The 12728-nt window shown below is 63.2% G+C and carries 10 protein-coding genes; 1 reads left to right on the plus strand and 9 read right to left on the minus strand.

Annotation, left to right across the window (positions count from 1 at the left end; translation table 11 throughout):
* Positions 1-40: 40 nt before the first annotated feature.
* The 3 genes from V1294_RS17665 to V1294_RS17675 all read right to left on the minus strand — a co-directional run bounded on the left by V1294_RS17665 (position 41) and on the right by V1294_RS17675 (position 4760).
* Entirely contained in the window at positions 41-907 is an 867-nt protein-coding gene (locus V1294_RS17665; protein ID WP_442895349.1) for an alpha/beta hydrolase, read from the minus strand.
* A gap of 305 nt (positions 908-1212) precedes the next feature.
* On the minus strand, positions 1213-3936 hold the full coding sequence (locus V1294_RS17670; protein ID WP_334498902.1) for a molybdopterin-dependent oxidoreductase: 2724 nt from the start codon (positions 3934-3936) through the stop codon (positions 1213-1215).
* Positions 3937-3938: 2 nt separating this feature from the next.
* Positions 3939-4760 (minus strand): FAD binding domain-containing protein, encoded by an 822-nt coding sequence (locus tag V1294_RS17675; RefSeq protein WP_334498904.1) that lies wholly within the window; start codon positions 4758-4760, stop codon positions 3939-3941.
* A gap of 139 nt (positions 4761-4899) precedes the next feature.
* On the opposite strand from V1294_RS17675, the gene V1294_RS17680 reads away from it, so the two are divergent.
* Positions 4900-6249: an 8-oxoguanine deaminase gene (locus tag V1294_RS17680; RefSeq protein ID WP_334498907.1), complete on the plus strand. Its 1350-nt coding sequence runs from the start codon at positions 4900-4902 to the stop codon at positions 6247-6249.
* Positions 6250-6478: 229 nt separating this feature from the next.
* On the opposite strand, the gene V1294_RS17685 is transcribed toward V1294_RS17680, so the two are convergent.
* From V1294_RS17685 to V1294_RS17710, 6 genes are all read right to left on the minus strand, one after another.
* Complete coding sequence (locus V1294_RS17685) at positions 6479-7558, minus strand: BMP family ABC transporter substrate-binding protein (protein ID WP_334498909.1); 1080 nt, start codon at positions 7556-7558, stop codon at positions 6479-6481.
* Between the two features lie 74 nt (positions 7559-7632).
* On the minus strand, positions 7633-8550 hold the full coding sequence (locus V1294_RS17690; protein WP_334498910.1) for an ABC transporter permease: 918 nt from the start codon (positions 8548-8550) through the stop codon (positions 7633-7635).
* A complete protein-coding gene (locus V1294_RS17695) occupies positions 8537-9628 on the minus strand; it encodes an ABC transporter permease (RefSeq protein ID WP_334498911.1) in 1092 nt (363 codons plus the stop codon). Before V1294_RS17695 ends, V1294_RS17690 begins: the two co-directional genes overlap by 14 nt.
* On the minus strand, positions 9612-11183 hold the full coding sequence (locus tag V1294_RS17700) for an ABC transporter ATP-binding protein (protein ID WP_334498913.1): 1572 nt from the start codon (positions 11181-11183) through the stop codon (positions 9612-9614). Before V1294_RS17700 ends, V1294_RS17695 begins: the two co-directional genes overlap by 17 nt.
* Positions 11184-11275: 92 nt before the next feature.
* Positions 11276-11776 (minus strand): nucleoside deaminase, encoded by a 501-nt coding sequence (locus V1294_RS17705; RefSeq protein ID WP_334498916.1) that lies wholly within the window; start codon positions 11774-11776, stop codon positions 11276-11278.
* Positions 11777-11848: 72 nt separating this feature from the next.
* Positions 11849-12727, minus strand: a complete 879-nt coding sequence (locus V1294_RS17710; RefSeq protein WP_334481757.1) for an ABC transporter permease — start codon at positions 12725-12727, stop codon at positions 11849-11851.
* Position 12728: the final 1 nt, after the last annotated feature.

The raw sequence follows: 12728 nt of genomic DNA on the forward strand, positions 1-12728 counted from the left end.
TCTAGAGCCCCGTTCCGATTCCATCGGAACGGAAAAGGCTCTAGCCGACGAGCTTCCGGGCGATTTCGACAAGCGCGCCGCCAGGCCGCCGCAGTTCGCTGAGAATGCTGAAATGGTCTGCGCCTTCGATCGGGAAAAGCTTGCCTGGTGCGTGCGCGGCCATGCGCGATTCATGAAACTTGATTGAATCGAAAACCAGCGCCGGAAGTTCGGCCGTACCGTAGGCGATGTCGAGCCGTTTGTGGACGGCGGGCAGGCGAAGCGGCGAAAGTCGTGCGATTTCCTGGTCGGTCAGCTTCAGCGCGTTGTTGAGCCCCGTGTCGCGGATGGGTGCAAGATCATACACGCCGGAAATCGCCAGTCCCGCGGTGACGCGCGGATGATCGAGCGCCATTGCGGCGAGGTGAGCGCCGGCCGACCAGCCCGAGAGCACGACGGGCCCGGACATGCCGTATGACGCGCCGTTTTGGGCCAGCCAATCGAGCGACCGTGATATCTCTGTCACGATCTCCGTCAGTGACGTGTCCGGGGCCAGCGAATATCCGGGAATGGCAACCGACCAGCCATGGGCCGCGACGCCTTCGACCAGCATGGCAAACAACTCGCGCGAATTGCGCTGCCAGTAACCGCCGTGCAGGAACACCAGGCAGGGGGCTGTCTTGTCGGCGGCCGGATAAAGATCGATCTTCGTCTTTTCGCGGTCGCCATACGGCATATCCAGAAATGATTTGCGGCTGGCGCGCAGCGCTTCGGACATCTGGTTTCTTTCCGCGATCAGCGCTGGGCTGTTCTTCACCGCCGCATTGTTGTCATATGCAGCGTCGCGCTCCGCTTGGGAAAGCGTGGCCCAGTTCAGCCGGGGATCGAGCGGTCCATTTTTCGTCGCCGAGATATCAGTCACGCACATCACTCCTGCAGAAACAAAGCGTTCGTTGTCATTCAAGCCAAGCGAAGATCACCAGTCGGTCCCACGATGGATTGAAGCGAGAGTTTAGGTTTTTCAATTAGATAGAAGGCAGCGTGTGCACGATGTGCACCAAGTGATCAAGCAAAATCTCAGTACAGCCAACATGCGCTGGCGCCGGCCTTCGCAGAACCGGCCTGTTTGGCTGGTCGTATGATCGCAGGAAGCCCGACGAGTGATTGGCTGTCGGCCGGACCCCTGGCTCCCTTGCGCAAACGCTTCGCGTTTGTCGCAGGCAATGACGAAGCCTACTTGCCAAACTTCTCGTGCAACAGCGGCCATAGCCGGTCCGGCTTGAACGGGGTTGCCGTGAAGCGGATGCCGGTGGCGTTGGCAATGGCGTTGCCGAGCGCGGCGGCGACCGGGTTGTACGGGCTTTCGCTCATCGATTTGGCGCCCATCGGCCCCAGGGTGTCCGACGTGTCGGCAAAGAACACTTCGGTGCGGGGAATGTCGGCAAAGGATGGCAGATGATAGTCGCGGAATTTGGGATTGATGACGCGGCCGTTGTCGTCGATCACCATTTCCTCGTAGAGCGTCGCACCCAGCGATTGAGCGACCCCGCCCTCGATCTGGCCGCGGCACTGCATCGGATTGGCGACACGGCCGGCATCGGCGGCCTGCACGCTCTTCAGGATCTTGAGTTCGCCGGTGTATTTATTCACGGCGACGCGAAAGCCCTGTACATTGAAGGCGACGGAACGCGGCGTGCCTGACGAATTGCCGCTGGCACTGAGGACCTTGCCACGCGAGTGCGCGGAGGCGGCGAGCTGGACAAAAGGAGTGCGGCGTCCGGCACAGACAGTGGCGTGGCTGTCGAGGGTGCACGTATCAGGGTTTTCGCCCGACAACGACGCCGCGAATTGCTTCAGTTGGCCGGCCAGCGCCTCGGCCGCAACCTGTGTCGCGCGCCCGGCGACGAAGGTCCCGGCGCTGCCATAGGCGCCGGTGTCGTGGCCGCCATGTGCGGTGTCGGATTGCAAGAGACGGATATGATCGACGGTCGTCGCCAGCGCGGACGCGGCGATCTGGCGATGCACGGTGCTGGTGCCATTGCCGAATTCGGCGGTGCCGACCGTGAGGTCGAAGCCGCCGTCATCCCGCAGCGAAATGCTGCAATCGGCGAAATGACCGGCCGGCGGCACGGTGTCGATCATGGTCAGCGCGATGCCGTCTCCGGTCAACCAGTCCGCGGAGAGCGAAGGCGGCGGCGCCTCGGCGGCCATCGCGCGCTCGACCAGATCGAGGCATTGATCGAGGCCGTAGCTGCCATAGAGCACATCGTGATACTCGGATTCCGGCGACGACAACGTGGGATCGCCTGACTTGACGACATTGCGGCGTCGCATCTCGAACGGACTGATGCGGAGCTGCTTTGCCAGTTCGTCGATCGCGGCCTCGACCGCGATCAGGGTTTGCGGCAGGCCATAGCCGCGAAAGGCTCCCGCGGGCACGGTGTTAGTATAGGCGGCGACGCCATCGACCTTCTTGTTCGGGCAGTTATAGACGCCGATGCATTTGCCGACCGAATGAAACAGCACCGGGCCGGCGTGGTTGCCATAGGCCCCGGTGTTCGAGAGGACGTCGAGCTGCAGCGCCGTCAGTTTGCCGTCCTTGTCAGCACCCGCCTTCACGGTGACCTGCATCGGATGCCGGGTCGAGGTCGCGATGAATTGTTCTTCCCGCGTCAGTTCGAATTTGACGAGGCGGCCGGTCTTGAGCGCTGCGAGCGCAAGAATGTCCTCGACGAACATTTCCTGCTTGCCGCCGAACCCGCCGCCGACGCGTTCACAGAACACCCGCACCTTGTCGGGCGGGAGACGGAAGAGGTCGGCCAGCGCACGCCGCGTCAGGAATGGTACCTGCGTGCTGGAGCGGACATTGAGGATTCCATCGGCATCGACCCAGGCAAGGCCGCCATGGGTTTCCAGCGCCGCATGCTGGACCCGCTGGGTCGTGAAAGTACCTTCATAGGTGACGGCGGCCTGCGCCAGTGCGCCCGCGACATCGCCAAATTCGCCATGGATTTCCGCCACGATATTGCGGCCTGCATTCGCGACGCGGTTTACCGGCGTCTTGTCGTCATGAATCGCAGGGGCGCCGGGCGTGATGGCGGCTGTGGGATCGACCACCGCCGGCAGGATTTCGTATGCGACGTCGAGTTGCCGGCAGCCTTCCTCCGCGGCGGCTTCGGTCTCGGCGATCACGGCGGCGACCTTTTGCCCAATAAAGCGGACGACGTTGTCGAGCACACGGGTGTCGTCCGGATCCATCCAATCCCACTCGTGCCGCGCGGTCGAGAACAGGCGGTCCGGCGCGTCTTCAAACGTCAGTATCGTGTGCACGCCGGGGACGCTGAGCGACGCACGCTTGTCGATCGAGATGATTTTTGCGTGCGGATACGGCGAACGCAGCATCTTGATGTGCAGCAGGCCTTCCGGCGCAACATCGAACGTGTAGGACGCCGTGCCGCGGACTACCTGCGGTCCGGCGGGGGCAGGGAGGCTGCGGCCGAATGCGGTGCCCGCGGCGGCGTCTTCGATGTTGTTCTTGCCATTCAGCGCATCCTCGATCGCGCGATAGCCGGTGCAACGACAGATATTGCCTTTCAGCGCGGCGCCGAGGTCCTGCCGCTGCGCCTGGTTCAGCGATGCGCAGGTCAGGATCATGCCTGATGTGCAGAAGCCGCATTGAAAGCCCTGCGCGTCCAGGAACGCCTGTTGCATCGGATGAGTGCCGCCATCCGGCGCAAGACCTTCGATCGTCGTCACGGCGTGACCGTCGGCGCGGAAGGCCGGGATCAGGCAACTATGCACCGGCTCGCCGTCGATCAGCACGGTGCAGGCGCCGCAGTCGCCGGCGTCGCAACCTTTCTTGACGCCGAAATGGCCGAGTTCGCGCAGGAACGTGCGCAGGCATTGGCCGGGTTGCGGCGCTTCGGAAAACTCCCTGTCGTTGATCTGGAACGTCATGCCTATGCCGTGCCCCGCAATTCGACGCGGATCTCTTCCGCGAGCCGCAGCGTCATATGCTTGCGCCATAATGGCTTGCCGTGAACGTCGCTATGGTAGAGGTCGTCGGCAATGTGCTGCAAAATCGTTTCGCGCAATTCCTTGCCGTTCGGGATTCCCGCGAAGGACAATCGAACAGGCCGCTTGGTCGATGCCGTAATCGTCAGCGCCAATCCGCCGTCGCTGGTCACGCTGCCGATCAGCAGCGCCGCCGAGCGGCCGACCGGCGTCAGCGAAATCTGGCGGAACGCCGAACGCCGCCTCAAGGCCGCGAGCGGGATATCGATCTGCCGCAACAGATCACCCGGCGCGAGCACGTTGCGCTGGTCGCCGGTGACGAATTCGGCGACGGGAATTTTCCACTCGCCGCCACCGGCCTGCCAGACCGTGCAGACACCGTCGAGCGCCGAGGTCAGCGAGATCATCGGTCCCGCCGGCAGCGACATGCAGATGTTGCCGCCGATGGTGGCCGTCTTCCAGATCTTGAAGGAAGCGAGAAACGCGCGGCAGCACTGGTTGATCAGCGGCGAGGCGATCCATTCCGGCGGACAGGCCAGCGCATCGAGCTGCGCCACCGTGCAGGTCGCCGCGATTGAAAGCTCGGTCTCGCCGATGGTCAGCGCCGGCCATTTCAGGTCGGTCAGATCGATCAGCCGCTTCAGATGGGTCTGCGGTTCGGAGAACAGCCAGGTTCCGCCGGCGAGCCAGGCATCGCCTGCCGTCCAAACGGGCAATTGATCCCGCGTCGTCGGATGGGCAACCTCGGCAATGGTGTTCAGGTCCATGGATACGGTAACACTTTCAAGTAGATGCATCTCCGACTATGAAGTCTTGCAAGTCCAGCGCCAAATTGCCATTCGGGTTGGGACGGTCCTTGCAAGAGGATGGCACTCGCAACCGCGCCTTCGCAAATCAGGTGGGATTATGGACCAAACGCAGGCGATCTGGATCAGGGATCCCCTCTCCATTCTCGCTGACGGCGCCGAGCGCGGCCTCGTGGTCCGCGGCGGCAAGATCGTCGAACTGGTGCCGCGCGGCCGGGAGCCGGTGACGGCAGATGCCGTCACCTACGACGCCGGTAGCCATGTCGTACTGCCGGGGTTGATCAATACCCACCATCATTTCTACCAGACGCTGACGCGGGCACTTCCGGCGGCGCTAGACCGCGAACTGTTCCCGTGGTTACAGGCACTCTATCCGGTCTGGGCGCGGTTGACGCCGGAATCGCTCGACCTGGGTGTCACCGTAGCGATGTCAGAATTGCTGCTGTCGGGCTGCACCACCACGACCGATCACCATTATGTGTTTCCGGCCGGGCTCGAGGACGCCCTCGACATCGAGGTCGCGGCCGCCCGGCGGCTCGGCATCCGCGTGCTGCTGACGCGCGGCTCGATGAACCGCTCGCAGAGGGATGGCGGTCTGCCGCCCGACAGCGTGGTGCAGGACGAGGATATGATTTTGGCCGACAGCGAACGCGTGGTGGCGAAACACCATCAGCGCGGCGAGGATGCGATGACGCAGATCGCGCTGGCGCCATGCTCGCCGTTTTCAGTGACAACCTCGCTGATGCGCGCGACCGCCACACTTGCTGACAAGCTCGACGTCCGCTTGCATACGCATCTGGCCGAGACCGAGGACGAGAACAAGTTCTGCGAACAGATGCATGGCTGCCGCCCACTGGATTATCTCGAACAATCCGGCTGGCTAAATGCACGAACCTGGCTGGCCCACGGCATCTTCTTCAATTCCGACGAGATGAAGCGGCTCGGCAAGGCCAAGACCGCTATCAGCCATTGCGCATGCAGCAACCAGATCCTGGCGTCGGGTTGCTGCCCGGTCTGCGAGATGGAGGAGGCGGGGGTTTCGATCGGGCTCGGCGTTGACGGCTCGGCGTCGAACGATGAGTCCAACCTGATGCAGGAAGTCCGCGCTGCCTTCCTGCTGCAACGGGCGCGCTACGGCGTCGGCCGTGTCAGCCACAAGGACGCGCTGCGCTGGGCCACCAAGGGCTCGGCGGCCTGCATCGGGCGCCCCGAGCTCGGCGAAATCGCGGTCGGGAAGGCCGCCGATCTCGCGCTGTTCAAGCTCGACGAACTACGCTTCTCCGGCCACGGCGATCCGCTGGCGGCACTCGTTCTATGCGGCGCGCATCGTGCCGACCGGGTAATGGTCGGCGGCAAATGGGTGGTAAAGGATGGCTCGATCCCCGGCCTCGATGTGTCCGACCTGATCCGCCGGCACAGCGCCGCCGCGCGCGCGATGCATCAGGGGTAAGGATTCCCCGGTGTGCCATTGCACATCTGAGGCCTGCCCCAAGAGGCGCATCCGGGAATGACGAGCAGAGATTTGCGATCGTCGATTTCCAACTAGATCTTGCGTTTTCGGATGGAGCGAGGCCCCATTCCTACTTTGCATGGGGTTGTTTTCGCAATTTTTCTGTCCCTCGAAGCGACCCGACCTCTCCCCGCAAAAGGGCGGAGAGAGGTAAGAGCGACGGGCCGTCCTACTTCCCGGGAATCTTCTCGTCGATGCCCTTTACGTAAAAATTCATGCCGAGCACCTGGCTATCGTCGAGATGGGTGCCGCCCTTGCATTCGACTTCCTTGCCGTCCTGGCCGACGATCGGGCACTTGAACGGCTGCAGCTTGCCTTCGATGATGGCAGCTTCGGTCTCCATCGCCAGCTTCTTCACGTCGTCGGGCATGTTGGTGTAGGGCGCCATCACGACGAGCTTGCTCTTCAGGCCGCCCCAGAAATCTTCCGATTTCCAGGTGCCGTCGAGCTCAGCCTTGACGCGCTGGATGTAGTAGGGGCCCCAATTGTTCATGGTCGAGGTGAGCTGCGCCTTCGGCCCGAACTTGATCATTTCAGAATCCTGGCCGAACGCCAGCTTGCCGCGCTCGGCGGCGACCTGCATCGCGGCAGGGCTGTCGGTGTGCTGCATGATGATGTCGGCGCCCTGGTCGATCAGCGCCTTGGCGGCGTCGGCCTCCTTGCCGGGATCGAACCAGGTGTTGGCCCAGATGATCTTGACCTTGATGTTTGGGTTGATCGTCTGTGCGCCGAGCATGGTGGCGTTGATGCCGGAGATGACTTCCGGAATCGGGAACGAGGCGATGTAGCCGAGCACGCCGGACTTCGACATCTTGGCAGCGATGATGCCCTGGATGTAGCGGCCCTCATAGAATCGACCCGAATAGGTCGACATGTTCTTGTCGCGCTTGTAGCCGGTGGCGTGCTCGAAATGCACGTTCGGATATTTCTTGGCGACCTTCAGCGTCGGCTCCATGTAGCCGAACGAGGTGGTGAAGATCAGCTTGTTGCCGGCGCGTGCCAGCTGCTCGATCGAACGCTCGGAGTCCGGGCCTTCGCTGACGTTCTCGAGGAACGTGGTTTCGACCTTGTCGCCGAATTCCTTGACCATCTCGAGGCGGCCGAGGTCGTGCTGGTAGGTCCAGCCGAGATCGCCGACCGGACCGAGATAGATGAAACCGATCTTGAGTTTGTCGGCGGCGGAAGCGCCGAACAGGCCTGCTCCGGTGACGAGCATCGCTGCGGTCGCCGCGATGAGAATCTTTTTCATGGAACTCTCCGTTTACTGACGGGTGGACAGATCTCTCCCATGCGCGGCGCCCCGTCGCGCGCGCTTCGGGCATGTTACCGGTCGGGCACGAACACGGTCCCGAGCGCCGCAGGCGCGGTCGAGCCGCCGGTTCGTGCACGTGAAATCAGGACAAGGACAATGACGGTCGCCAGATACGGCAATGCCGACATGAATTGCGATGGGATACCGACGCCCCAGCCTTGCGCATGCAGCTGCAGGATCGTCACCGCGCCGAACAGATAAGCGCCGATCACCAGGCGCCCCGGCAGCCATGACGCGAACACGACCAGCGCCAGCGCGATCCATCCGCGCCCGGCGGTCATGCCTGGAATGAAGAACGGCGTGTAGGCGAGCGGCAGATAGGCGCCGGCGAGGCCCGCGCAAGCGCCTCCGAACATCACCGCGAACATCCGGATCCTGAGCACGGGATAACCGAGCGCGTGCGCGGAAGCGTGATTGTCGCCTGCGGCCCGCAGGATCAGGCCGGCCCGCGTCCTGTAAAGGAAGAACCAGACGCCGGCGACCAGTGCCAGCGAGAGGTATACGAAGGCGTCCTCGCCGAACAAGATACGCCCGATAAGCGGGATATCGGTGAGGCCGGGAATATAAAGATGCGGCGCCAGCGAAATCTTTTCGCCGACGAAGCGGGAGCCGATCAGGCCGGAAAGGCCGATTCCGAGAATGGTCAGCGCGAGGCCGGTGGCGACCTGGTTGACCGCAAGTCCCAGCGTCATCAGCGCGAAGATCAGTGACATCAGCACGCCAGCGGCGATGCCGCACAGCGCGCCGATGATGACCGAGCCGGAGAGCCAGGCGCCGCCGAAGCCGCATGCCGCGCCGACGATCATCATGCCCTCGACGCCGAGGTTGAGCACGCCGGAGCGTTCGGTCACGAGCTCGCCGGTCGCAGCCAGCAGCAGCGGCGTGGAAGCCGCCAGCACGGCAAGGATGATGGCCTCAATGAGCCCCACTGGACACCTTTGGCGATACGAAAATGAGCTTGAACCGGTAGAGGATGAGGGAATCGCAGGCGAGCACGTAGAACAGCAGAATGCCCTGGAAGACCTTGGTGACGTCCAACGGAATTTTCATTGCGATCTGCGCCTGCTCGCCGCCGATGAAGGTGAGCGCCAGGAAAAGTCCTGCAATTAGTATTCCAGCCGGGTTCAGCCGCCCCAGGAACGCGACGATGATCGCGGTGAATCCGTAGCCGGGCGAGATCCCGGGCTGCAGATGCCCGACGGGGCCTGCGACCTCGATGATCCCGGCAAGGCCTGCCAGCGCGCCCGAAATCGCGAAGGTCAGCAGGATCAACTGGTTGGAGTTGAAACCACCGAAGCGCGCGGCGCGCGGGGCGGCGCCGACGACGCGGATTTCAAATCCCTTGATGGTTTTGCCGAGCAGCACCGCGCCTGCGGCGACCACCACGAGCGCGATGACGCCGCCAAGATGCAGCCGGCCGCCCTCGATCAGCAGCGGCACGGTGGCGACCGGATCGAACTCGGCGGTGGTCGGGAAGTTGAAGCCTTTCGGGTCGCGCCACGGACCGCGCACGAGGTAGTCGAGCAGGAGATCGGCGACATAGACCAGCATCAGGCTGGTGAGGATTTCGCTGGCGCCGAACCTGACCTTGCAGATCGCCGGTATCAGGGCGTACAGCGCGCCGCCGATCGCAGCCAGCAGCATCATCGCCGGCAATACCCACGGGCCGGCGTCGGTGCCCTGCGTCTTCACCGCGAGCCAGCTTCCGGCGACGGCACCGATCAGGAATTGTCCTTCGGCGCCGATGTTCCAGGCGTTGGCGAGGTAGCAGAGCGACAGGCCGATCGCGATCATTACCAGCGGCGTTGCCTTCACTGCGATCTCCTGCAGTGAATAGCTGTCGACGAGGGGATCAATGAAATAGACGCCGAGCGCGGTGATCGGGTTCTTGCCGAGGATCGCAAACAGGATGCTCATGGTCACGAGCGTCAGGCCGATCGCGATCAGCGGCGAAATCAGCGCGATCGTGTTCGACCGTTCGGCGCGTTTTTCAAGCACCAACTGCATGCGCCGCTTCCTTCTGCTCCAGAGTGCTTCCCCCCATCAGCAGGCCCAGTTTCTCGCGGCTCGCGCCGGCGGTTGGCAACGGCTCCGACAGATGGCCATGGAACATCACGGCGATGCGGTCGGTGATTTCAGCGAGTTCATCGAGGTCCTGGCTCGTCACCAACAGCGCGGCGCCGCTGGCGGCGAGATCCAGCAGGGCCTGCCGGATCACGGCGGCGGCGCCCGCGTCGACGCCCCAGGTCGGCTGGCTCACCACGAGCACCACCGGGTTGCGCAGGATTTCGCGGCCGACGATGAATTTCTGCAGATTGCCGCCGGAGAGGCTGGCGGCTTCCGGGTCGCGCTTGGCCTTGCGCACGTCGAAGGTTTCGGTGGCGCGGTCGACAGTCTTCAGGGTCGCGGCGGTATTGACGAAGCCGTGCAGGACCATGCCGCTCGCGGCGTGGCCGGTCAGCAGCGCGTTTTCCGAAAGCTTCATGCGCGGCGCAGTTCCGTGGCCAAGCCGCTCCTCGGGAACGAAGGCCGCCCCAAGCCTGCGGCGCTGCGTGATCGAAAGGTGCCCCGCGGCATGCCCATCTATGACGATTGTGCCGGGGTCCTGTGCCAGCCGCTCACCGGAAAGGGCGGCGAAAAGCTCGTCCTGTCCGTTACCGGCAACGCCGGCGATGCCCAGGATTTCGCCACCCTTGAGCTCGAAGGAGATGTGCCGAAGCCGCACACCGTGCGGATCGTCCGGCTCGAGGCTGAGGTCGTTGACGACTAGCCGCGGTACGGTGGTTTTCCGGTCGGCGGGCGCCCTCACTTCCTTGATCTCGCCGCCGACCATCATCCGCGCGAGCGAAGCCGCAGTCTCCGCCTTGGGATTGCAGGTCGAAACCTTTTTGCCGCCGCGCAGGATGGTGGCGGTGTCGCAAAGCCGCTTCACCTCTTCCAGTTTGTGGCTGATGTAGAGGATCGCGCGGCCCTCGGCCTTGAGGCGATTGAGCACGACGAAGAGTTGGTCGGCTTCCTGCGGCGTCAGCACCGCGGTCGGTTCGTCGAGGATCAGGAATTTCGGATTTTGCATCAGCGCCCGCACGATCTCGATGCGCTGGCGTTCGCCTACGGACAATTGCCAGACCTCGCGTTTGGGATCGAGTGGAAGCCCGTAAACACGGGACACTTGCTCAAGGCGGGCCGACATGTCCTTGAAAGATTCCTTGCCGTCGAGCCCGAGGGCTACGTTTTCCGCCACGGTAAGATTGTCGAACAGCGAGAAGTGCTGGAACACCATGCCGATGCCACGGCTACGGGCTTCCGACGGTCCGGAGAGAACCATCTTTTCACCCTGCCAGCGCATTTCGCCTTCGCTCGGCTGGATCAATCCATAGATGGCCTTCACGAGGGTTGTCTTGCCTGCGCCGTTTTCGCCGAGCAGCGCGTGGATCTGCTGTGGCCAGATATCGATGTCGATCGCCTCATTGGCGAGGAACGCGCCATAGCGCTTGGTCAGGCCAACCGCCTGGAGCAGTGGTCTGGCACCGGTGTGCAGCGCGGCAGGCGTCGAATCCAACATGCGTTGTCACGGTCAAGAGGAACGGATGCCTCAATACTGAGCCAGTTTAGGCGCGTGCGAAAGCAGGGGAAAGCGCCAGCCCTTGCCCAGAGCTACTTATCCCAAACCCCGGCGTGAACCGCCGCGGCCTCGTCCTCGAGCAGCGGACCTACCACCTCGGTCGCGCGTTGCCCGCTGGCGAACACGTCGCGGCAGGGCAGGTTGAGGGTGGGATTTTCCGGATGGTTGCCGGTGAGATCCCGCAGCCGATGTTCGCTCAGGCCGTAGACCACGCGGCCGATGCCGGCCCAGTAGATCGCGCCGGCGCACATCGCGCAGGGCTCGGCGGACGAGTAGAGCGTAGCGCTGCGCAGCGTGCCCGGATCGAGCGTGGTGCAGGCCTGCGTCGCGAGCAGCCGCTCGGCATGCGCCGTGCCGTCATGGGAGGGCATGTAGCCGTTCTCGGCCTCCAGCAGCAAATTGCCTTCCCGGTCGACAAGAACAGCCCCAAAGGGATGGTTGCCGTGGGCCACGGCGCGGCGCGCGACCTCGAACGACAGCCGCAGGAAATGCGCGTCGCGCTCTGACGGGCTGAGTGCTGAAAGGTTCGCCATCAATGGGTTCCTCCGCGACTGCGCACGGCGGTGGTGTTCGGGTTGACGATCAGACGGCACATGAGGCTGGTTCTACACCATTCCCTTGCCCGCGTCCGATCCGTGACGCCGTTGTCGCGCTTGGAGCACAAGAATGACGATCAGGGCCGAAAAGATGACGAGAAAGGATACGGCGCTCGTCAACGTTCCAAGCGCATAGATATCCGGCTTCGTTACGGTCGTCGTCAGGCCTTGCAACTCAAGCGGCAGGGTGTTGACGGACCCGATCGCCTGGCTGGAGCGCGCGAGTTCGTCCCAGGACAAGGTAAAGCCGAACAGACCAATGCCCACGACGGACGGCAATATAATTGGCAGCACCACATGGCGAAATGTCTGCCATGGCGTTGCACCGAGGTCGCGCGCCGCCTCTTCAAGCCGGCCATCGAACCGGTTGAAAATCGCAAACATGATCAAAAGGCCAAACGGCAGGGTCCAGGTAAGGTGCGCACCAAGGCCTGAAGTAAAAAGCCCCATTGCCGTCGTCCAGCCCTCGGCGCCGCTCTTGATGATGAAATCATCAAGCAACCGGAATTCCAGTGCGATGCCGAGCGAAGTGATGATCGACGGCATGATCAGGCTTGCGATGGCGACATAAAACAGGAAGGTCGCGCCGCGGAACGATTTGCGAAAGGCCATGCCCGCCGAAACCGAAAGCACGACCGTCAGGACCATGACGACGAGGCCGAGCTTGAGCGACCGCTTGAAGGCCGCACCGATGTCGACGATGCCGGCCCCGGCGAACACCTTGCCGAACCAGACCAGCGAAACGCCGTTCATTGGAAAGGTCAGGCCGCCGTCGGGGCCCTGGAACGAGAGGATGTAGATCGCAATCATCGGTCCGTAAAGAAACAGCACATAGGCCGCGAAGAACGCTGCCAGAACATAAAAGGATCGCGACCGCTTGTCGCCCATC

Origin of the sequence: Bradyrhizobium sp. AZCC 1678, assembly GCF_036924765.1 — a bacterium.
Classification (GTDB): domain Bacteria; phylum Pseudomonadota; class Alphaproteobacteria; order Rhizobiales; family Xanthobacteraceae; genus Bradyrhizobium; species Bradyrhizobium algeriense.

Excerpts from the sequence above, each read along its gene's own strand:
- V1294_RS17695 (WP_334498911.1), bottom strand. The coding sequence starts at position 9,628 with ATGCAGTTGGTGCTTGAAAAACGCGCCGAACGGTCGAACACGATCGCG.
- V1294_RS17685 (WP_334498909.1), bottom strand. The coding sequence starts at position 7,558 with ATGAAAAAGATTCTCATCGCGGCGACCGCAGCGATGCTCGTCACCGGA.
- V1294_RS17700 (WP_334498913.1), bottom strand. The coding sequence starts at position 11,183 with ATGTTGGATTCGACGCCTGCCGCGCTGCACACCGGTGCCAGACCACTG.
- V1294_RS17665 (WP_442895349.1), bottom strand. The coding sequence starts at position 907 with ATGTGCGTGACTGATATCTCGGCGACGAAAAATGGACCGCTCGATCCC.
- V1294_RS17705 (WP_334498916.1), bottom strand. The coding sequence starts at position 11,776 with ATGGCGAACCTTTCAGCACTCAGCCCGTCAGAGCGCGACGCGCATTTC.
- V1294_RS17710 (WP_334481757.1), bottom strand. The coding sequence starts at position 12,727 with ATGGGCGACAAGCGGTCGCGATCCTTTTATGTTCTGGCAGCGTTCTTC.
- V1294_RS17670 (WP_334498902.1), bottom strand. The coding sequence starts at position 3,936 with ATGACGTTCCAGATCAACGACAGGGAGTTTTCCGAAGCGCCGCAACCC.
- V1294_RS17680 (WP_334498907.1), top strand. The coding sequence starts at position 4,900 with ATGGACCAAACGCAGGCGATCTGGATCAGGGATCCCCTCTCCATTCTC.
- V1294_RS17675 (WP_334498904.1), bottom strand. The coding sequence starts at position 4,760 with ATGGACCTGAACACCATTGCCGAGGTTGCCCATCCGACGACGCGGGAT.